The sequence below is a fragment of the Streptomyces melanogenes genome (assembly GCF_014649795.1).
Taxonomy (GTDB): domain Bacteria; phylum Actinomycetota; class Actinomycetes; order Streptomycetales; family Streptomycetaceae; genus Streptomyces; species Streptomyces noboritoensis.
In genome coordinates, this window is sequence record NZ_BMTS01000003.1 from 479,089 (window position 1) to 500,414 (window position 21,326).

17 protein-coding genes are annotated in these 21,326 nt (G+C 71.4%); 12 read left to right on the forward strand and 5 right to left on the reverse strand.

Annotated features, from left to right (window positions below):
• Positions 1 to 295 precede the first annotated feature (295 nt).
• Entirely contained in the window at positions 296 to 4,855 is a 4,560-nt protein-coding gene (gene gltB / locus IE252_RS09245; RefSeq protein WP_190088821.1) for a glutamate synthase large subunit, read from the forward strand.
• On the forward strand, positions 4,848 to 6,308 hold the full coding sequence (locus IE252_RS09250; protein ID WP_190088822.1) for a glutamate synthase subunit beta: 1,461 nt from the start codon (positions 4,848 to 4,850) through the stop codon (positions 6,306 to 6,308). Before gltB ends, IE252_RS09250 begins: the two co-directional genes overlap by 8 nt.
• 133 nt (positions 6,309 to 6,441) lie before the next feature.
• On the opposite strand, the gene IE252_RS09255 is transcribed toward IE252_RS09250, so the two are convergent.
• The 3 genes from IE252_RS09255 to IE252_RS09265 all read right to left on the reverse strand — a co-directional run bounded on the left by IE252_RS09255 (position 6,442) and on the right by IE252_RS09265 (position 9,676).
• On the reverse strand, positions 6,442 to 7,158 hold the full coding sequence (locus IE252_RS09255) for a 3-keto-alpha-glucoside-1,2-lyase-like domain-containing protein (protein WP_190088823.1): 717 nt from the start codon (positions 7,156 to 7,158) through the stop codon (positions 6,442 to 6,444).
• Positions 7,155 to 8,354, reverse strand: a complete 1,200-nt coding sequence (gene wecB, locus IE252_RS09260; protein WP_229848135.1) for a non-hydrolyzing UDP-N-acetylglucosamine 2-epimerase — start codon at positions 8,352 to 8,354, stop codon at positions 7,155 to 7,157. Before wecB ends, IE252_RS09255 begins: the two co-directional genes overlap by 4 nt.
• A 77-nt stretch (positions 8,355 to 8,431) precedes the next feature.
• Entirely contained in the window at positions 8,432 to 9,676 is a 1,245-nt protein-coding gene (locus IE252_RS09265) for a glycosyltransferase family 2 protein (protein ID WP_190088824.1), read from the reverse strand.
• Positions 9,677 to 10,179: 503 nt separating this feature from the next.
• Between IE252_RS09265 and IE252_RS09270 the strand changes: the two genes are divergently transcribed.
• The 6 genes from IE252_RS09270 (at position 10,180) to IE252_RS09295 (ending at position 15,847) form a co-directional block, all read left to right on the forward strand.
• The gene (locus IE252_RS09270) at positions 10,180 to 12,006 is read left to right on the forward strand and encodes a DUF2334 domain-containing protein (protein ID WP_190088825.1); all 1,827 of its coding nucleotides are present in this window, start codon (positions 10,180 to 10,182) and stop codon (positions 12,004 to 12,006) included.
• Entirely contained in the window at positions 12,003 to 13,052 is a 1,050-nt protein-coding gene (locus IE252_RS09275) for a glycoside hydrolase family 113 (protein WP_190088826.1), read from the forward strand. Before IE252_RS09270 ends, IE252_RS09275 begins: the two co-directional genes overlap by 4 nt.
• Before the next feature lie 86 nt (positions 13,053 to 13,138).
• Complete coding sequence (locus tag IE252_RS09280) at positions 13,139 to 13,357, forward strand: hypothetical protein (protein WP_190088827.1); 219 nt, start codon at positions 13,139 to 13,141, stop codon at positions 13,355 to 13,357.
• Positions 13,358 to 13,370: 13 nt separating this feature from the next.
• Positions 13,371 to 14,471, forward strand: coding sequence for a hypothetical protein (locus IE252_RS09285; protein ID WP_190088991.1), 1,101 nt, complete (start codon positions 13,371 to 13,373; stop codon positions 14,469 to 14,471).
• A gap of 82 nt (positions 14,472 to 14,553) precedes the next feature.
• Positions 14,554 to 15,273 (forward strand): vWA domain-containing protein, encoded by a 720-nt coding sequence (locus IE252_RS09290; RefSeq protein ID WP_190088828.1) that lies wholly within the window; start codon positions 14,554 to 14,556, stop codon positions 15,271 to 15,273.
• A gap of 52 nt (positions 15,274 to 15,325) precedes the next feature.
• On the forward strand, positions 15,326 to 15,847 hold the full coding sequence (locus tag IE252_RS09295) for a pyridoxamine 5'-phosphate oxidase family protein (protein ID WP_190088829.1): 522 nt from the start codon (positions 15,326 to 15,328) through the stop codon (positions 15,845 to 15,847).
• 179 nt (positions 15,848 to 16,026) lie between these two features.
• On the opposite strand, the gene IE252_RS09300 is transcribed toward IE252_RS09295, so the two are convergent.
• The gene (locus IE252_RS09300) at positions 16,027 to 17,025 is read right to left on the reverse strand and encodes an acyl-CoA dehydrogenase family protein (RefSeq protein WP_190088830.1); all 999 of its coding nucleotides are present in this window, start codon (positions 17,023 to 17,025) and stop codon (positions 16,027 to 16,029) included.
• The gene (locus tag IE252_RS09305) at positions 17,022 to 18,167 is read right to left on the reverse strand and encodes an acyl-CoA dehydrogenase family protein (RefSeq protein ID WP_190088831.1); all 1,146 of its coding nucleotides are present in this window, start codon (positions 18,165 to 18,167) and stop codon (positions 17,022 to 17,024) included. Before IE252_RS09305 ends, IE252_RS09300 begins: the two co-directional genes overlap by 4 nt.
• A gap of 77 nt (positions 18,168 to 18,244) precedes the next feature.
• On the opposite strand from IE252_RS09305, the gene IE252_RS09310 reads away from it, so the two are divergent.
• From IE252_RS09310 to IE252_RS09325, 4 genes are all read left to right on the forward strand, one after another.
• Positions 18,245 to 19,033: an SDR family oxidoreductase gene (locus tag IE252_RS09310; RefSeq protein WP_190088832.1), complete on the forward strand. Its 789-nt coding sequence runs from the start codon at positions 18,245 to 18,247 to the stop codon at positions 19,031 to 19,033.
• A gap of 25 nt (positions 19,034 to 19,058) precedes the next feature.
• On the forward strand, positions 19,059 to 19,670 hold the full coding sequence (locus IE252_RS09315; protein ID WP_190088833.1) for a TetR/AcrR family transcriptional regulator: 612 nt from the start codon (positions 19,059 to 19,061) through the stop codon (positions 19,668 to 19,670).
• Positions 19,671 to 19,709: 39 nt separating this feature from the next.
• Entirely contained in the window at positions 19,710 to 20,867 is a 1,158-nt protein-coding gene (locus tag IE252_RS09320; RefSeq protein WP_190088834.1) for an acetyl-CoA C-acetyltransferase, read from the forward strand.
• A 198-nt stretch (positions 20,868 to 21,065) separates the two neighbouring features.
• Positions 21,066 to 21,269 (forward strand): cold-shock protein, encoded by a 204-nt coding sequence (locus IE252_RS09325; protein ID WP_053727847.1) that lies wholly within the window; start codon positions 21,066 to 21,068, stop codon positions 21,267 to 21,269.
• The last annotated feature ends 57 nt before the right edge of the window (positions 21,270 to 21,326 follow it).

Sequence of the window (21,326 nt, forward strand, 5' to 3'; positions counted from 1 at the left end):
GCGCGGGACCGCCCCGCCACCCGTAAGATGCGGGAGTATGCAGGACCCCACATAACTAATCGTTACTGGGCGGTTTCGCCTCTTCGACCACCGGGCATAGGCCGTACACACTCCGCTGCCGCAGGCAATGAAGCCTGCCCCGGAAAGCGCGGCGAGCGCCGCCCGAGTGTCCGCATGTTGGAATGGACTATCCAGTTCCCGAGATCCGTCCCATCATGTAACCTGCACGAAATTTCGCAGAGGGCCAACGTCGTCCCTCGGCTGTGTATATGCCACGACGACGACGGGAGAGCCGATGCGTTCCGACGCCTGGTCGCCCATGGACGGTCGACCTGCTCCGCAGGGGATGTACGACCCCCGTAACGAACACGACGCCTGCGGTGTCGGGTTCGTGGCCACCCTGACCGGTGAGGCCAGCCATGAGCTGGTCGAGCAGGCGCTGACCGTACTGCGCAATCTCGAACACCGGGGTGCCACCGGCTCCGAGCCGGACTCCGGTGACGGCGCCGGCGTCCTGCTCCAGGTGCCGGACGCGTTCCTGCGCGAGGTCACCTCCTTCGAGCTGCCCGAGGCCGGTGCGTACGCCGTCGGCATCGCCTTCCTGCCCGTCGAGGACAGCGCCTCGGCCGTGGCGCGGATCGAGGCCATCGCCGCCGAGGAGGGCCTGGACGTCCTCGGCTGGCGCGAGGTGCCCGTCACGCCCGAGCTGCTCGGCAACGGCGCCCGCGCCACCATGCCCGCCTTCCGGCAGCTCTTCGTCGCCGACGGGACCAGCACCGGCATCGCGCTCGACCGCAAGGCCTTCGTCCTGCGCAAGCGCGCCGAGCGCGAGGCCGGGGTGTACTTCCCCTCGCTCTCCGCCCGCACGATCGTCTACAAGGGCATGCTCACCACCGGGCAGCTGGAGCCGTTCTTCCCGGACCTCTCCGACCGCCGGTTCGCCACCGCCGTCGCGCTGGTCCACTCGCGCTTCTCGACGAACACCTTCCCCTCCTGGCCGCTCGCCCACCCGTACCGCTTCGTCGCGCACAACGGCGAGATCAATACGGTCAAGGGCAACCGCAACTGGATGGTGGCCCGCGAGTCGCAGCTCGTCAGCGAGCTGTTCACGGGCGAGACGCTGGACCGGATCTTCCCGGTCTGTACGCCGGACGCCTCCGACTCCGCCTCCTTCGACGAGGTGCTGGAGCTCCTCCACCTCGGCGGCCGCTCGCTGCCGCACTCCGTCCTGATGATGGTTCCCGAGGCGTGGGAGAACCACGACTCGATGGACCCGGACCGGCGCGCCTTCTACCAGTACCACTCCACGATGATGGAGCCCTGGGACGGCCCGGCCTGCGTCACCTTCACCGACGGCACCCAGGTCGGCGCGGTCCTGGACCGCAACGGCCTGCGCCCGGGCCGCTACTGGGTCACCGACGACGGCCTGGTCGTGCTCTCCTCCGAGGTCGGCGTGCTCGACATCGACCCGGCGAAGGTCGTCCGCAAGGGCCGCCTGCAGCCCGGCAAGATGTTCCTCGTCGACACCGCCGAGCACCGCATCATCGAGGACGACGAGATCAAGGCGGCGCTGGCCGCCGAGGCCCCGTACGCCGAGTGGCTGGAAGCCGGCGAGATCGAGCTGGAGGACCTGCCCGAGCGCGAGCACATCGTGCACACGCACGCCTCGGTCACCCGCCGCCAGCAGACCTTCGGCTACACCGAGGAAGAGCTGCGCGTCATCCTCGCGCCGATGGCCCGCACCGGCGGCGAGCCGCTCGGCTCGATGGGCACGGACTCGCCGATCGCGGCCCTCTCCGAGCGCCCCCGGCTGCTCTTCGACTACTTCACCCAGCTGTTCGCGCAGGTCACCAACCCGCCGCTGGACGCCATCCGCGAGGAGCTCGTCACCTCGCTGCGCTCCTCGCTGGGTCCGCAGGGCAATCTGCTCGACCCGACCGCCGCGTCCTGCCGCAGCGTCACGCTGCCGTTCCCGGTGATCGACAACGACGAGCTGGCCAAGCTGATACACGTCAACGCCGACGGCGACATGCCGGGCTTCAAGGCCGCGACGCTCTCCGGCCTCTACCGGGTCTCCGGCGGCGGCGACGCGCTCGCCGAGCGCATCGAGGCCATCCGCACCGAGGTCGACGCCGCCATCGAGAACGGCGCCCGCCTGATCGTCCTCTCCGACCGGCACTCCGACGCCGAGCACGCGCCGATCCCGTCGCTGCTGCTCACCGCCGCCGTCCACCACCACCTCATCCGTACGAAGCAGCGCACCCAGGTGGGGCTGCTCGTCGAGGCCGGTGACGTGCGCGAGGTGCACCACGTGGCGCTGCTGATCGGCTACGGCGCCGCGGCCGTCAACCCGTACCTGGCGATGGAGTCCGTCGAGGACCTGGTCCGCGCGGGCACCTTCATCGAGGGCCTGGAGCCCGAGCAGGCGATCCGCAACCTGATCTACGCGCTGGGCAAGGGCGTCCTCAAGGTGATGTCCAAGATGGGCATCTCGACCGTCGCCTCCTACCGGGGCGCCCAGGTCTTCGAGGCCATCGGCCTGGACGAGCAGTTCGTCGGCACGTACTTCAGCGGCACCGCCAGCAAGATCGGCGGCGCCGGGATCGACGTCATCGCCAAGGAGGTCGCCGCCCGGCACGCCAAGGCGTACCCCGCCTCCGGCATCGCGGCCACCCACCGCGCGCTGGAGATCGGCGGCGAGTACCAGTGGCGCCGCGAGGGCGAGCCGCACCTGTTCGACCCGGAGACGGTCTTCCGCCTCCAGCACGCCACCCGCGGCCGCCGGTACGACATCTTCAAGCAGTACACCGAGCGCGTGAACGAGCAGTCCGAGCGGCTGATGACGCTCCGCGGGCTCTTCGGCTTCTCCTCGGACCGCCCCTCGATCTCCATCGACGAGGTCGAGCCGGTCTCCGAGATCGTCAAGCGCTTCTCCACCGGCGCCATGTCGTACGGCTCGATCTCGCGCGAGGCGCACGAGACGCTCGCCATCGCCATGAACCAGCTGGGCGGCAAGTCCAACACCGGCGAGGGCGGCGAGGACCCGGACCGCCTGTACGACCCGGCGCGCCGCTCCTCCATCAAGCAGGTCGCCTCCGGCCGCTTCGGCGTCACCAGCGAGTACCTGGTCAATGCGGACGACATCCAGATCAAGATGGCGCAGGGCGCCAAGCCCGGCGAGGGCGGCCAGCTGCCCGGCCACAAGGTCTACCCGTGGGTCGCCAAGACGCGTCACTCGACGCCCGGCGTCGGCCTCATCTCGCCGCCGCCGCACCACGACATCTACTCCATCGAGGACCTGGCCCAGCTGATCCACGACCTCAAGAACGCCAACCCGGCGGCCCGCATCCACGTGAAGCTGGTCTCCGAGGTCGGTGTCGGCACGGTCGCCGCGGGTGTCTCCAAGGCGCACGCGGACGTGGTCCTCATCTCCGGCCACGACGGCGGCACGGGCGCATCCCCGCTCACCTCGCTCAAGCACGCGGGCGGCCCCTGGGAGCTCGGCCTCGCCGAGACCCAGCAGACCCTGCTGCTCAACGGCCTGCGCGACCGGATCGTCGTCCAGACCGACGGCCAGCTCAAGACCGGCCGCGACGTGGTCATCGCCGCGCTGCTCGGCGCCGAGGAGTTCGGTTTCGCGACCGCGCCGCTCGTCGTCTCCGGCTGCGTCATGATGCGCGTCTGCCACCTGGACACCTGCCCGGTCGGCATCGCCACCCAGAACCCGGTGCTGCGCGACCGGTTCTCCGGCAAGGCCGAGTACGTCGTCAACTTCTTCCAGTTCATCGCCGAGGAGGTCCGCGAGCTCCTCGCCGAGCTGGGCTTCCGGTCGATCGAGGAGGCCGTCGGCCACGCCGAGCTCCTCGACACCAGCCGCGCGGTGCGCCACTGGAAGACGCAGGGCCTCGACCTGGACGCCCTCTTCCACGTGCCCGAGCTGCCCGAGGGCGCGGTGCGCCACGCCGTCGTCGAGCAGGACCACGGCCTGGAGAAGGCGCTCGACAACGAGCTCATCGAGCTCGCCGCCGACGCGCTCGGCGCCGCCACCGCCGAGGACGCCCAGCCGGTCCGCGCCCAGGTCGCGATCCGCAACATCAACCGGACCGTCGGCACCATGCTCGGCCACGAGGTGACCAAGAAGTTCGGCGGCGCGGGCCTGCCCGACGACACCATCGACGTGACCTTCACCGGCTCGGCGGGCCAGTCCTTCGGCGCCTTCCTGCCGCGCGGTGTGACGCTGCGCCTGGAGGGCGACGCCAACGACTACGTCGGCAAGGGCCTCTCCGGCGGCCGGGTGATCGTCCGCCCGGACCGCGGCGCCGACCACCTCGCCGAGTACTCGACCATCGCGGGCAACACCATCGCGTACGGCGCGACCGGCGGCGAGCTGTTCCTGCGCGGCCGCACCGGCGAGCGGTTCTGCGTCCGCAACTCCGGCGCCCTGGTGGTCTCGGAGGGCGTGGGCGACCACGGCTGCGAGTACATGACCGGCGGCCACGCGGTGGTCCTGGGCGAGACCGGGCGTAACTTCGCGGCCGGCATGTCCGGCGGCATCGCGTACGTGATCGACCTCGACCCGAACCACGTCAACTCCGGCAACCTGACGGCGGTCGAGGCCCTCACCGAGGCCGACGAGCAGTGGCTGCACGACGTCGTGCGCCGCCACCAGGAGGAGACCGGCTCCACGGTCGCCGAGAAGCTGCTCGCCGACTGGCCCGCCGCGGCCCGGCGCTTCAGCAAGATCATCCCGTCCACGTACAAGGCAGTGCTCGCCGCCAAGGAAGCCGCTGAGCTCGCCGGTCTCTCCGAGCAGGAGACCACCGAGAAGATGATGGAGGCGGCGACCAATGGCTGACCCCAAGGGCTTTCTCACCACCGGTCGCGAGGTCGCGCGGACCCGCCCCGTGGCCGAGCGCGTCAAGGACTGGAACGAGGTCTACGTTCCCGGCTCGCTGCTGCCGATCATCAGCAAGCAGGCCGGGCGCTGCATGGACTGCGGCATCCCGTTCTGCCACAACGGCTGTCCGCTGGGGAACCTGATCCCCGAGTGGAACGACTACGCCTACCGCGAGGACTGGTCGGCGGCGTCCGAGCGGCTGCACGCCACCAACAACTTCCCGGAGTTCACCGGGCGGCTGTGCCCGGCTCCCTGCGAGTCGGCGTGCGTGCTCGGCATCAACCAGCCCGCCGTCACCATCAAGAACGTCGAAGTCTCGATCATCGACAAGGCATGGGACAGCGGCGACGTCACCCCGCAGCCGCCGGAGCGGCTCTCCGGCAAGACCGTCGCGGTCATCGGCTCGGGCCCGGCGGGCCTGGCCGCCGCCCAGCAGCTGACCCGGGCCGGCCACACGGTCGCGGTGTACGAGCGCGCCGACCGCATCGGCGGTCTGCTGCGCTACGGCATCCCCGAGTTCAAGATGGAGAAGGTGCACATCAACCGCCGCATCGAGCAGATGCGCGCGGAGGGCACCAAGTTCCGCACCGAGGTGGAGATCGGCGTCGACATCGACGCGGTGAAGCTGCGCCGCCGCTACGACGCGGTGGTCATCGCGGCCGGTGCCACGGTCTCCCGCGACCTGCCGGTCCCCGGCCGCGAGCTGAACGGCATCCACTTCGCGATGGAGTACCTGCCGCTGGCGAACAAGGTGCAGGAGGGCGACTTCGTGGCGCCCCCGCTCACCGCCGAGGGCAAGCACGTCGTCGTGATCGGCGGCGGCGACACGGGCGCGGACTGCGTGGGCACCGCCCACCGCCAGGGCGCGGCCTCGGTCACCCAGCTGGAGATCATGCCGAGGCCCGGCGAGGACCGGAACGCCAACCAGCCCTGGCCGACGTTCCCGATGCTCTACAAGGTCACCTCGGCCCACGAGGAGGGCGGCGAGCGGGTCTACTCCGTCTCCACCACCCACTTCGAGGGCGACGAGGACGGCAACGTCCAGTTCCTGCACCTGGTCGAGGTGGAGTTCGTGGACGGCAAGCTCACCCAGAAGCCGGGCACCGAGCGGAAGATCCCCGCCCAGCTGGTCACCCTCGCCATGGGCTTCACCGGCACCGACCAGTCCAACGGCCTGGTGGCGCAGTTCGGCCTGGAGCTCGACGAGCGCGGCAACGTCGCCCGCGACGCCGACTTCGCGACGAACGTCGACGGAGTGTACGTGGCCGGTGACGCCGGGCGCGGCCAGTCCTTGATCGTCTGGGCGATCGCGGAGGGCCGTTCGGCAGCACGGGGTGTGGACCGGTACCTTACGGGGAGGAGCGCACTGCCCGCCCCGATCCGTCCGACGGACCGGGCGCTGACGGTCTGAGTCCGCTCCACCCAAAATCGTTCCGTACAACGGTGTACGGGCTGCGCAGGATCGGGGGACGCCCCCGGGCCCCCGCAGCGCGGCGCCTGCCCCACTGTCCCCGACCGGACGACCGGGTGGGCGCCGCGGCGCGTCAGCCCTTGCCGCCCTCGGCCCGCAGCTGCCGGAACTCCACCCGCGCGTCCTCCGTGTACGCCCCCAACGCGCCCTGGAGATAGGGGCGTTCGGCGTCGGTGAAGTCGGCGAGGCCCGCCGTGTCGACGGCCACTTGGAGATGGGCGCCCTGCTGCACGACCCGGACCGTGTACCACGTGCCGACCGGGAAGCCCCGCTCGCCCGTCGCCAGGAAGCGCTGGCCGCCCGGGTAGGCGGGATCGCGCTTGCCCAGCTCCCAGCCGTTGGGCTTGAGAGTGATGTAGTAGAAGTGCTCCGGGTCGGTGTACGCCCACACCAGCCAGGCCACCTCCCAGGTGTTCGGCGCGGGCGTGCGCAGCTGCTCGACCGTGCGCATCCGGGCCTCGTAGCGCACGTCGCCGTAGACGGCCCGGCTCACCACGAGGCCCGCGTGGGTGGTGCCCGGGTCGGTGGCCCGCCGCGGCGCCAGCTCCAGGGAGTGGTCGTCGCCCGTGTTGACGCCGTGCCCGTTGAACACCGACTGCCAGGGGCCGTGCGCCGTGCCGTCGGCCCAGGACTCGCGCGGCGCCGGGCCCCCGCCGCCCACGCACCTGCTCAACCCGAAGGCCCCGGCCGCCAGCAGGGCGGTGGCCAGGACCAGAGCGGTGGCTCTGCGTCTGCGGCCACCCGGCCCGGTCGGCGGGACCGGGCGCCGCAGACGCGGGGCTGTCGTCATGCCGTCGAGTATGGACCCGGTCCGCCGGCTACGGGGGGCGCGGGGAGCAACGGCACGGGGGCGGACGGGACTTCCGCCGCGAAGTCCTCACTCAGCTGGGTGACGATCCGCGCCGTCGCGCCGCCGTCCCCGTACGGATTGCCCGCCGTCGCCATCCGCCGGTACGCGCCGGGGTCGTCCAGGAGCGCGGCCGCCGCGGCCACGATGGCCTCCGGATCGGTGCCGACGAGCCGGGCCGCCCCGGCCTCCACCGCCTCCGGCCGCTCGGTGGTGGTCCGCAGCACCAGTGCGGGCTTGCCCAGGCTGGGGGCCTCCTCCTGGATGCCGCCGGAGTCGGTGAGCACCAGGTCGCAGCCCGCGAGCGTGGCCGTGAAGTCCGGGTAGTCCAGCGGCTCGACCAGGGTGATGCCCGCCCGGCCCGTCAGCGGCAGCAGCGCCTCGCGCACCGCCGGGCTCTTGTGCAGCGGGATCACGATCTCCACGTCGCCCCGCTCGGCGAGCCGGCTCAGCGCCCGGCCCATCGCGTGCATCCGGGCGCCCTGGTTCTCCCGCCGGTGCAGGGTGACCAGGACCCGCCGCCGCGCGGTGCGGAACGCACAGGTCCCGATCCCCTCGGCGAGCGCCCAGTGGAGGTTGTCGATGACGGTGTTGCCGGTGGTGAAGATCTGGCCCTCGGGGATGCCCTCGGCCCGCAGATGCCGGGCCGCGCGCTCGGTGGGGGCGAAGTGCCAGCGCGCGATCCGCCCGATGAGGCAGCGGTTGAGCTCCTCGGGGAACGGGTTGTCCAGGACCCCGGTGCGCAGCCCCGCCTCGACGTGGGCGACGGGAATGTGTTCGTAGAAGGCGGCGAGCGCCCCGGCCAGCGCGGTCGTGGTGTCGCCCTGGACCACGACCAGGTCGGGCCGCTCCCTGCGCAGGAGCTGGCCGAGCCCCTCCACCAGACGGGACGTCAGATCGGAGAGCTGCTGGCGGTTGCGCATCACGTCGAGCGCGTGGCGGACGTCGACCCCCAGCAGGCCCAGCATCTGGTGGAGCATCTCGCGGTGCTGGCCGGTGGTCACGACGACCGGCTCGAACTCCGTACCGCCGGCCAGCGCCCGGGCGAGCGGCGCCAGTTTGATCGCCTCGGGCCGGGTGCCGAGCACCAGCATGGCGCGCACGGGCGCACCGGAAGGAAACGAAGGCATGGCAGACATAGGTCCCCCCTATGACAAGGACGAGCACGATGAGAGAAGTGAGAGGTGCGCCCACGGGCCCGGCGCGGGACCGCCGCTCAGGTGCGGGCGGTCTTGAGCCAGGTGCGCTTGCCGGTCGCCATCCGCCACAGCCCCCACCAGCCGGCGGCGAACCAGATGTAGCCGTAGAACACGAAGACGTGGGCGACGAGCACCGACCGCACGAGCCCGAGGTCCCGCTCGCGCTTGGCGTACACGAAGCCGTACGCGTACGCGGCGGTGAAGGAGAGCACGTACGGGCCGAGCAGCCACATCGGTGACACCAGCGCCCTGCCCGCCTCGACGGAGGCGAGGGCGGTGCCGCCGAGGGCGACCAGGAACGACAGCGGCAGCAGCGAGGTGAGCAGGATCAGCACCGGGCTGGAGAGGTGGTAGAGCAGGTCGAGCGCGGGTCGGGTGGGGACCTCCCGCAGGATGAGCGGGACGAGTCCGGCCGACTGGAGGTGGCCCTGGAACCAGCGGGATCGCTGCCGTACCAGGCGCCGCAGGCTGAGAACGGCCTGCTGCGAGACCGAGGCGGTGGTGCAGTGTTGGGTGGCCCAGCCCTTCGCGATCAGCCGTACGCCGAGGTCCAGGTCCTCGGTGAGGCTGTCGCTCCAGGGGCCGCCGGGCCCCAGGGTGTGCAGCGCCGACAGCCGCATGAACTGGCCGTTGCCGCCCATGCCGACGCTTCCGATGAACCGGCGCGCGCTCTGGAAGACGTCGCCGTAGACGACGAACTCCATGTCCTGGAGGCGGGCGAGCAGTCCGGTGCCCCGGTTGTACATCCGCACGCAGATCTGGGTGGCTCCGGTGCGGGGGTCGTCGAAGAACGGGTCGACGGACTGGACCACATGGCCGTCCAGGCGCCCGTCCGCGTCGACCACGCAGACGATGACGTCGTCCGGATCGTGCCCGTCGAGCACACCGGATTCGGTCAGGAACCGTACGCCGTCGTTGAGCGCGGCGCCCTTGCCGCGCCGGGCGTCCGGCAGTTCGCGCCGGTGCAGCAGGACCCGGTCGGGGCCCGCCGCCCGGGCTATCTCGGACGTACGGTCGTCCGAGGCGTCGTCGATGACCAGGGCCAGGAAATTCCCGGCGGGCAGTGCGGTGATCCGTGCCAGGCTCTCGGCCAGCACCTGTTCTTCATTGAGGCAGGCGAGGAGGAATATATAGAGCCTTTCTTTGCGCGGTCCTTTTCTGCGGGGCGCCCGGCGCCTGGAGAGCAGAAAGAGACCGGTGTTGTAGCAGCCCGCCATGAGGATGATGGAAATGCTGGACCACAGGAGCAACTCTACGATCATTTCCGCCCCAGGTCGTCGGGGCGTGCCCCGTCGGGCTGAACATTCGAACCGGTGCGCCAGCGGAGTCGAATTCTGATCGATATGAGGATGCAGGCGATCAGGCAGTAGAGAACGAAGCCCGCACCCGCTGTGGCCTGCAGAGCCTTGGCCAAAGGTAGGCCCGGCACGGCCTCGGGTGCCGCCGCCATCCCCGCCAGCGGCAGCACTGTGCCCAAGGCAGGTTTTCCGTACATGGGTTCCCCCCCATTTTTACCCACACGTCTCCGCGTGAGATGGCGAACGTAGCAGGTTCGGACAGGGCCGTGAGCGCGAAGTTAAAAGTTCATGGATCGAATCAGGGGGCGCGGGGCGCATTCAGAATGGGAGGCCGTGCGCCATTGACATGCTTTGCGGTCGGCCAGAAGAATCGTGGCCCTCATTCGACCAGGGTCCCGGTCGGAAAAACCGGCAAGGGTCCCTGGTTTTGCCATTCTGTGGCGAAGAGAAGAGGGGGGCAATCACTCATGAAATCCCTGAAAAGAGCGACCGTGCGCGGGCGGCGGGGCCGGCGCCGCATCTCCGTCCTGTTCCTGGTGCTGGCCGTGCTGGCGGGCACCGCGTTCGCGGCCTCGGCCGCCGGGCCGGACGGCCGCCGGCCGCGGCCGGAATCGCTCGCACCGGCGGCGAACGTCAGCCGGGTGGGCCTCGCGGACTGGGCGAAGGCGCACCTCGCGGCGGACACCCGGCGCCGCGCGGCACCGCCCCCGATCGTCAAGACGCTCCTGTCGACCGTGACGGACACCGTGCGCCGGCTCCTGGATGCGGCGCCGCCCGCCACGACCTCGACCTTGGTCCTGTACGACACCACGGGCCCCTACGGCTACCTCGGTGAGCTGTACGCCATGGCCACGGCGAACCTCGGCGGCCACTTCGGCACCGTGACCGCCAAGCCGGTCTCCCAGTACACCGCCGGGATGCTCGGCCAGTACACGGCGGCCGTCTACCTCGGCTCCACCTACTACGGCGGTGGCATCCCGGACGCCGTACCGGCCGCGTTCTACCAGGACGTGCAGGCCTCCACGACCCCGGTGACCTGGGTCGGGGACAACATCTGGAACATGGGCAACGCGGTGGGGGTCGCCCCGTTCACCCAGAAGTACGGCTGGGACCCGACCACCTCGTACTTCGAGGACGGCGGCTCCGTCGGCAACGTCACCCAGGTCACCTACGGCGGCCAGACCCTCACCCGGACGATCCCGGCCGGGCAGGACGGCGGTGTGCTGCGCCCCAACATCCTGACCGGGGCGGGTTATCCGGCGGTCACCAAGGTGGCCGAGGCGCTGGACTCGGCGAGCGGGAAGACCTTCCCGTGGGCGGTGCGGTCCGCCAACCTCACCTATGTCGGGGAGCTCCCCTTCGTGTACGTCTCCGAGAGCGACCGCGTGATCGCCTTCGAGGACATGCTGTACGACGCGCTGGCCCCCGGCACCGCCGCCCGCCACCGGGCGATGGTCCGCCTGGAGGACATCAGCCCCGACTCCGACCCGGCGCAGCTGCGGGCGATGGCGGACTACCTGTACTCCCAGCAGATCCCGTACGGCATCAACGTCATCCCGGTCTACACGGACCCCAGGGGCGTCTACAACGGCGGGACCCCGCAGACCGTGACGCTCGCGCAGCGGCCGCAGGTCGTCTCGGCGCTCCAGTACATGCTGGCGCGCGGCGCCGTGCTGATGGAGCACGGCTACACGCACCAGTACAGCAACGTCGACAACCCGTACACCGGGGTCACCGGCGACGACTTCGAGTTCTACCGGGCGCACGTCGACGCGGCGAACAACGTGGTCTACGACGGGCCGGTGGCCGAGGACTCCACGGCCTGGGCCCAGTCCCGGATCACCGCGGGCCTCGCGGCGTTCACCGCGGCCGGGCTGCCGCGCCCGCAGCTGTGGACCACCCCGCACTACGCCGCCTCCGCCACGGACTACCACGTCTTCGCGCAGAACTACCCGTCCCGGCTGGAGCGTTCGCTGTACTTCGCGGGGACGCTGAGCGGTGGTACGGCGGACCCGAACCGGTTCATCGGCCAGTTCTTCCCGTACGTCGTCAACGACGTGTACGGGACGAAGGTGCTGCCCGAGAACATCGGGAACTATGAGCCCGTGGCGTACAACAACCATCCACCGCGGCTGCCCGCGGACCTGATCGCGTCGGCCAAGGCCAACCTGGCGGTCCGGGACGGCTTCGCGAGCTTCTTCTACCACCCCTACTATCCGGTCCAGCCGCTGAAGGACACGATCGACGGTATCAAGGCCCTCGGCTACACCTTCGTCAGCCCCGCGGCGCTGTGAGCACCACTCGAAAGAAGGCGGTCGCGGCTCTCGCCGCGGCCGCCGCGCTCGTGCTCGGGGGCTGCTCGGGGGAGCCGGGCGACGACTCCGCGCCCGGCCCGAGCCCGTCCGGGTCCGCCGCCGACGGGCGGGTGCGGGGCATGACCCTGCCGTCCTGGTCGGCGGACGACTACGACAGCCCGCGCGCCGAGGCGTATCTGCGGGACATCGCGCACACGGGGGCGCGCTGGGTCGTCTTCACGCCCACCTGGTACCAAACGAGCACCAAGGATTCGGAGCAGCGTCCCACCGAGGAGACCGCGAGCGACGCGAGCGTGCGGCGGATCACCGCCCTGGCGCACCGGGCCGGGCTCAAGGTGATGCTGAAGCCGCACGTGGACCTGGTGGACGGCACCGACCGGGCGGAGATCCGCCCCGCCGACCGGGCGGCCTGGTTCGCCTCGTACGAGAAGTTCATCACGCACTACGCGGAGCTCGCGCGGGACACGGGCGCCGAACGGTTCGTGGTCGGCACCGAACTCGCGGGCGTCTCGGAGGACTTGGCGGCCTGGCGCAAGGTGATCGCGGCGGTCCGGGCGCGCTACCGGGAGCCGCTGACGTACGCGGCGAACTACGACGAGTACGCGCAGGTCCCCTTCTGGCCGGAGCTCGACGTCATCGGGATCGACGCGTACTGGCCGCTGGGGTCGGCCCCCACGGCGGACGCGGCGAAGCTGGGCCGGGCCTGGCGGCCGGTCGCGGACGAGCTGGCGGCCTTCTCCGGACGGCAGCACCGCAAGATCCTGTTCACCGAGGCCGGCTACACGAGCCAGCGCGGCTCGACGACGGCGCCGTACTCCTGGACGGTCAGCAAGCGCCAGGACACCGACGAACAGGCCGCCGGATACCGGGCGTTGCTGGACGCCTTCACGGACCGGGACTGGTGGGCCGGGGTGTGCTGGTGGATGTGGGACGACTGGCCGGACAGCGGGGAGACACCGGCGGGGCTGGCGTACACACCGCACGGGAAGCCGGCGGAGGAGGTGCTGCGGTCGCGCTGGGGGTGATCTGACGGCGCCACTATTGACTAAAAGTCAAATCGGTCGCACGCTCGGGACCGGACCGATGCCGCCGCTGTCGCCGGGAGGTTTCCGTGAGCACCGAAGCGCTGTCACGACTGGGTGCGGAGCTGGGGGCGCCGCCACCGGAGGCCCTGGCGTCCCTGACAGAGGATCAACTGGCGCTCCTGGCCTCGGCCTTGCGCGAGGAGCGGGCCTCGCGGGCCGCCGGTCTCGGCGAGGCCGCCGAGGAGGCGCTGAAGCTCGTCCCCGCGCTCGCCCGGGGTCCCGTCCGCCGCATCCTCTTCAAGTGAGCCGGTGACCGACATGGACAAGCTCCTCGGCCGCGCCGAGACGGAGAAGATCGCCCGCCTGCTCGGCCGTGAACCGGACGAACTCGCGTTCCTGGCCGCGCTCCCCGCCGACGACCTGCGGCGGCTGCGCGAGCAGACCGTGGCCGCGCTGTTCGACGGGACGCCGGAGATGCTGGACCGGATCGCCCGCGCCACGAAGCTGGTGCCCGCCGGGGTGGCGGCCGCGATCTCCCAGAAGGCGCTGGGGCCGCGGCTGGCGGCGGCGGTGGCGGGCAAACTGGAACCCGCCCGGGCGGCGGACATCATCGAGAAGCTGCCGGTGTCCTTCACCGCCGAGTCGTGCGCACACCTGGACCCGCGCCGCATCCCCGGCATCGTGGACCGCCTCGACGAGAACCTCCTCGTACGCGTCTCGGTCGCCCTCGCCGAACGCGGCGACCACCTCACGATGGGCCGCTTCGTGGGCCACCTGCGCGACTCGGCCCTCGAACGGATCCTCCCGCAGGTAGAGGACAAGGTGGTGCTGAAAACGGGAAGCGTGATCGATCTCCCTCAACACCTGAACCGCATAGTCGACTTGATGGGGGAGGAGCGCCTGGCGCGGGTCGTGGCGTCGGCGGCGGACGGCCTGTGGCCCGAGGCGCTGGCGGTCGCGGGCCTGGTGACGGGCGACCAGCGCACCCGCATCGCCACGCTGGCGGCCCGCCAGCCACCGGAACGCCTCGACTCACTCGTCCGCACGGTGGCCGCCCAGGACCTGTGGGAGTCCCTGCTCCCCCTGGTGGCCCTCCTCTCCGAGGACGACCGCCGAGCAGTGGCCCTCCTCCCGTCCCTGAGCGACCCCGAGATCCTCACCGGAATGGTCCCGGCGGTGGTGTCGACGGGCCTCTGGGCGGAGTTCCTCCCCCTGGTCGAGCTCCTCCCCACCGCCTCCCGCCAGACGATCGCGACCTCCGCGTCCACCCTCACGGACGACGACCTGGACGCGCTCGCCCGCGAGGTCGACAAACGCGACCTGTGGGAACTGGTGCTGCCGCTGGTCGAGTTGATGGACGACGCGGCGAAGGAGCGGATCTTCACCCTGCCGTCGTTCCAGGACCAGACGCCCGGCTAGCCGGGACCGCTGCCGTACCCCTTGGCGTACGCTCTGCTCTTCCGCCGTACGCCCCGGGGTTCCGTGAACGGAGACGAGCAGCATGGCAGCGATTTCCCTGCGGAAGGTCGAGCAGACCGCGCCCACGCTCGTCTCCCTCTACAAGGCAGCCGCCGTCTCGCTGGAACACCACGGCTTGGCCGACGAGGAGGCCGCGGTCTACCTGGTCGTCGACTACTCGGGCTCGATGCGCCCGTACTACAAGAACGGCAGCGTGCAGGCGCTCGCCGACCGGGTCCTGGGCCTGTCCGCGCACCTCGACGACGACGGCCGGGTCCCGGTGGTGTTCTTCTCCACGGACATCGACGCGCAGGCCGAGATCGGCATCGAGAACCACCACGGCCGGATCGAGCGCATCGTCGCGAACCTCGGCCACATGGGGAGGACCAACTACCACCTGGCGATGGACGCGGTGATCGACCACTACCTGGAGAGCGGTGCCACCGCCCCCGCGCTCGTCGTCTTCCAGACCGACGGCGGCCCGAGCAGCAAGTTCGCCGCCGAGCGATACGTCTGCAAGGCTGCCGGGCTCCCGATGTTCTGGCAGTTCATCGGCTTCGGCGACCCCAAGAGCCGACAGTTCGACTTTCTGCGCAGGCTCGATGAGCTGGCGGTCCCGGCGTTTCGCCCCGTCGACAACGCGGGGTTCTTTCATGCGGGCGCCGATCCGCGCCGGGTGACGGACGCGGAGCTCTACGACCGTCTCCTCGGGGAGTTCCCGCACTGGCTGAAGGCCGCGCGGGCGCAGGGGATCGTCCGGTGATGGCGGAGTAATCCAGACAGAAGGTGTCGGGTATCTGCGGTTTGCTGGGTGCATGGCATCGCAGACGCAGACATTCCGCTGGAAAGAGTTCGAGGCCGCCGAGCCGTTGTTCGCCGAGGTCGTGCGGGAGCGCTTCCTCCTGTACAAGCACCATGTCCTGGCGACCCTGCGTGCGGACGGCAGCCCCCGGGTCACCGGTCTTGAGGTCGAGATCCGGGGCGGCGAGCTGTGGCTCGGCATGATGCCGAACTCCCGCAAGGCGTACGACCTTCGCCGCGACCCGCGCTTCGCCGTGCAGGCGAATCCGGGGCCCGACGCGGAGATGGCCGACGGTGACGTCCGGATCAGCGGACGGGCGGTCGAGGTCGTCGACCCCGGGGAGCTCGCCCGGTACGCGGACGAGGTGCATCCGCCCGAGCCGTTCCTCCTCTTCCGGGCCGAGCTGACCGAGGTCGTCCACACGGGCATCGACAAGGAGACGGAGGAGATCGTCCTGCGGGCGTGGCGACCGGGGTCCGCTCTGCGGACGATCCGGCGGGGTGGTGGGATGGAGCCGCCTCGCGAGATCGCGTAGGCGCTCCGCTGGGAGGGCGGTTATTCGTCTGCGAGTCCGCTGTGGCTGGTCGCGCAGTTCCCCGCGCCCCTGAAGATGCCGCTGCGCGGCAATCACCTGGGGCGCCCCGCAGGGGCGCATTTAAGGGGCGCGGGGAACTGCGCGACCAGCCACCCACCGGCCCGCAGACGAACGGCACTCTAGGGGTGCGCCGCCAGTATCTCCGCCCGGCACTCCGCCGGTGTGCCCCACGCGTCCCGTAGCGGCCTGGCCTTGCGTAGCCACAGGGAGAGGTCCAGTTCCTCGGTGTATCCGATCGCGCCGTGGAGCTGGAGCGCGGCCCGGGACGACGCGTACGCCGCCTCGCCCGCCGCCGCCTTCGCCGCCGCGAGGTCGGCCGGGGCGAGGGTGAGCGCCGCCCCGTACACCAGCGGCCGTGCGAACTCCACCGCCAGCAGCGTGTCCGCGAGGCGGTGCTTGACCGCCTGGAACGAGCCGATCGGCACGCCGAACTGGGTGCGCTGCTTGACGTACGCGACCGTCCGCCGCAGCAACTCCTCCGCCACCCCGACCGCCTGCGCGGCCGCCGCCAGCCGCGCCCAGCGGACCGCGCACCCGACCGCCTCGGCCAACAGCGGCCCGGCGGCGAGGAGTTCCCCGCCGGGGTCGGGGCGGGCGAGCCGCCGCGCCGGGTCGAGGGACGGGTGGACCGGCCCGTGGCCGGGGGCTAGCCGGAGCTCGGGCCCGGTCGCTCCGGCCTTCACCACCAGCACCACATCCGCCCCCTCCGCATCCAGCACATACCCCCCGCCCCCCGGCACCCCCAGCGTGACCACACTCTCGCCCGTCAGCACGCCCGGCAGCAGGCGCTTGGCCGGGGCGGGGTCGCCCGCGTCCGCCAGGTGGGACAGCAGGGCCGTCACCGCCGCCGTCTCCACCAGCGGGCCCGGTACCGCGTGGCGGCCCAGCTCGCGGTAGGCGAGGGCCAGTTCAACCGGGAGGCGGCCCATGCCGTCCTGCGCCTCCGGGGCCGCCAGCGCGAACACCCCCGCCTCGGCGAGCCGCGCCCACAGCGCCCGACCGGGCCCCGGGTCCCCGGCCGACCAGGACCGTACGACCGAGGGGGTGTCCGAGGCGGTCAGGAGGGCGTCCAGGGAGCGGGTGAAGTCGCGCTGCTCGGCGGTCGGCAGAAACCTCATCGGCGGCCCTTCGGGAGGCCGAGCAGCCGCTCGGCGACGATGTCGCGCTGGATCTCGTTCGTACCGGCGTAGATGGGGCCGGCGAGCGCGAAGATGTATCCCTCTCCCCAGCCGCCCGCCAGATCAGTCAACTCGGCCTCCGCGCCCAGTAGTTCCAGCGCCGTCTCGTGCAGCTCTATGTCGTACTCCGACCAGAACAGCTTGTTCAGGCTCGACTCCGCGCCCATCTCCCCGCCCGCCGCGAAACGGGACGCGCCCGCGTACGTGAACAGCTGGTAGGCCCGCGCCCCGATCACCGCGTCCGCCACCCGGTCGCGCGCCCCCCGGTCCTCGCCGCGCTCGCGCCACAGCCGTACGAGCCGGTCGGCGGCGGCCAGGAAGCGGCCGGGGGAGCGCAGGGTCAGCCCGCGCTCGTCGCCGGTCGTCGACATCGCGATGCGCCAGCCCTGGCCCGGCTCCCCGATGACGTCCTCGTCGGGGACGAACACCTCGTCCAGGAACAGCTCCGCGAACGCCGGTCTGCCGTCGAGGCGGCCGATCGGGCGGACGGTCACCCCGGGAGCCCGCAGGTCGAACATCAGGTAGGTCAGGCCCTGGTGGGGCCGGGGCGCCACCGGGTCCGTACGGAAGATGCCGAAGGCGCGGTCGGCGAACGCGGCCCGCGACGACCACGTCTTCTGCCCCGTGAGCAGCCAGCCCCCGTCCGTGCGCACGGCCCGCGACCGCAGCGACGCCAGGTCCGACCCGGCCTCCGGCTCCGACCAGGCCTGCGCCCACACCACCGCCCCGCGCGCCATCTCCGGCAGGATCCGGGCGCGCTGCTCCTCGCTGCCGTGGTCGAAGAGCGTCGGCGCGAGCAGGCTGATGCCGTTCTGGGAGACCCGGCCGGGCGCGCCCGCCGCCCAGTACTCCTCCTCGAAGGCCAGCCACCGGAAGATGTCGGCGCCCCGGCCCCCGAACCGCTCGGGCCAGGAGACGGCCGACCACCGCCCGGCGTACAGCTCGGCCTCCCACTCCCGGTGCGCGGCGAAGCCCTCCGCCGTCTCCAGGGAGGGGAGCGGTGCATCCGGCACATGGGCCGCGAGCCACTCGCGCGCCTCGGCGCGGAAGGCGTCCTCCTCGGCCGTGTGGTCCAAGTCCATTGCGGGGCCCGCCCCTTCGCGACCGTTCCCTGACCCAGCCGTTCCCTAACAAGTGTTTGGTAGGTTAGCCTGCGGGCGTGACCGACAACAAGGTTCCGTACGTGCCCGGGCACGGCCTCCTCGACGGCCGCACCGCCGTCGTCACGGCCGCCGCCGGGGCCGGGATCGGCGGCGCGACCGCCCGCAGGTTCCTGGAGGAGGGCGCGCGGGTGCTGGTCAGCGACGCGCACGTACGCAGGCTCAAGGAGACAGAGGAGGCGCTCGCGGCCGAGTTCGGCGCCGACGCCGTGGCCGCGCTGCCCTGCGACGTCACCGACGACGCCCAGGTGCGCGTGCTGTTCGCCGAGGCGGTACGGATCCACGGCCGCCTCGACGTCGTCGTCAACAACGCGGGCCTCGGCGGCACGGCCGAGCTCGCCGACATGAGCGACGAGCAGTGGGACCGGGTCCTCGACGTCACCCTCAACGGCACCTTCCGGTGCACCCGGGCCGCCCTGCGCGCCTACCGGGCCGCCGGTCTCGGCGGCGTGATCGTCAACAACGCGTCCGTCGTCGGCTGGCGCGCCCAGGCCGGGCAGGCCCACTACGCCGCCGCGAAGGCGGGCGTCATGGCGCTCACCCGCTGCGCGGCGATCGAGGCCGCCGTCCACGGCGTACGGGTCAACGCGGTCTCGCCGTCCCTGGCCCTGCACCCCCACCTCGCCAAGGTCACCTCGGCCGAGCTCCTCGACGAGCTCGCCGCCCGGGAGGCCTTCGGGCGGTACGCCGAGCCGTGGGAGGTCGCCAACGTGATCGTCTTCCTGGCCAGCGACTACTCCTCGTACATGACCGGCGAAGTCGTCGCCGTCAGCAGCCAGCATCCCTAGCGCCGCCCAGGACCACAATGGACCCGTGCCGAAGAACAAGAAGCAGCAGGTGACCGCCGTGCCCGAGCGGCGCGGAGAACTCCTCGCCACCGCGGCCGAGGTGTTCGCCGCCCAGGGCTACAACGCCACCACCGTCCGCAGGATCGCCGACGAGGCCGGGATGCTCGCGGGCAGCCTCTACTACCACTTCGATTCCAAGGAATCGATGCTCGACGAGATCCTCTCCACCTTCCTGACCGAGCTGTGGGAGGGGTACGACGCCGTGCTCGCCGCCGGGCTCGGGCCGCGCGAGACCATCGAGGCCCTGGTCACCGAGTCCTTCCGGGAGATCGACCGGCACCGGGCCGCCGTCGCGATCTACCAGAAGGAGTCCCGGCACCTCACCGAGCTGCCGCGCTTCGGCTACCTCGCCGACTCGCAGCGCAAGTTCGAACAGGCCTGGCTGGGGACCCTGGAGCGCGGGGTCGAGACCAAGGCGTTCCGCGCGGACCTGGACGTCCGGCTCACCTACCGGTTCGTCCGCGACACGGTGTGGGTGGCCGCGTCCTGGTACCGGCCCGGCGGACAGCACAGCCCGGAGGAGATCGCCCGCCAGTACCTGTCGATGGTGCTGGACGGAATCGCCGTACGCGAGTAGTTCGCCGGTACGTCAAGGGAGTCGGGAAGGGAGTCGGGAATGGCCGAGGCATTCATCGTCGAAGCGGTGCGCACCCCGGTGGGGCGGCGCGGGGGCGGGCTCGCGGGCGCGCATCCGGCGGACCTGGGGGCGCACGTCCTGAGCGCGCTCGTCGAGCGCTCCGGGATCGACCCGGCCGCCGTCGAGGACGTCGTCTTCGGCTGCCTCGACGCGGTCGGGCCGCAGGCCGGGGACATCGCGCGGACGGCGTGGCTGGCGGCCGGGCTGCCGCAGGAGGTGCCGGGCGTCACCGTCGACCGCCAGTGCGGCTCCTCCCAGCAGGCCGTGCACTTCGCGGCCCAGGCCGTGCTCTCCGGCACCCAGGACCTGGTGGTCGCGGGCGGCACCCAGAACATGTCGATGATCCCGATCGCCTTCGCCTCCCGGCAGGCCGCCGAGCCGCTCGGCCTGACCGAGGGCCCGTTCGCCGGCTCGGCGGGCTGGCGGGCGCGATACGGGGACCAGCCCGTCAACCAGTTCCACGGCGCCGAGCTCATCGCGCGCAAGTGGGGGATCAGCCGCGAGGACCAGGAGGAGTTCGCGCTCCGCTCCCACCGGCGCGCGGTCCGGGCGCTCGACGAGGGCCGTTTCGTACGCGAGAGCGTGCCGTACGGAGAGGTGCGCGCCGACGAGGGGCCGCGCCGCGACACCACGGCGGAGAAGATGGCCGCCCTGAAGCCGGTCGTCGAGGGCGGCACGATCACCGCCGCCTGCTCCTCCCAGGTCTCGGACGGCGCCGCCGCGATGCTCCTGGCGAGCGAGCGGGCCGTACGGGAGCACGGGCTCACCCCGCGCGCCCGGATCCACCACCTCTCGGTACGTGGCGAGGACCCCATCCGGATGCTCTCGGCGCCGATCCCGGCGACCGCGTACGCACTGGAGAAGACGGGCCTGACGATCGACGCGATCGACCTGGTCGAGATCAACGAGGCCTTCGCGCCGGTGGTGCTCGCCTGGCTCAAGGAGACCGGCGCGGACCCGGAGCGGGTCAACGTCAACGGCGGGGCCATCGCCCTCGGTCACCCTTTGGGGGCCACGGGCGTACGGCTGATGACGACGCTGCTGCACGAGCTGGAGCGCACGGGCGGGCGCTACGGCCTCCAGACGATGTGCGAGGGCGGCGGCCAGGCGAACGTGACGGTGATCGAACGGCTGTGACCAGGGCGGGAGCGGCACGCGGGAGTGGTGCGGCCCACACGGCCGCACCTGCGCCCGGCGGGGCGACGTGGTACAGTTTCCGCGTTGCAGTTTTGGTACCCATAGACTTTATGTGCGCCTGACGGGAATGTTCCTCAGGCGCATTATTGTTTTTCCGGCTTTCTCCGGATGGGGCCCCTACCTATTCAGGAGAATGACATGGCTACTGGCACCGTGAAGTGGTTCAACTCGGAAAAGGGCTTCGGCTTCATCGAGCAGGACGGCGGCGGCCCGGACGTCTTCGCCCACTACTCGAACATCGCCTCCTCCGGCTTCCGTGAGCTCCTCGAGGGCCAGAAGGTCTCCTTCGAGGTCACCCAGGGCCAGAAGGGCCTGCAGGCGGAGAACATCCTCCCCGCCTGATCACGGCGAATTCCGAGCCGGGGCCCGCACCGCGCAGGTGCGGGTCCCGGCTTGCGT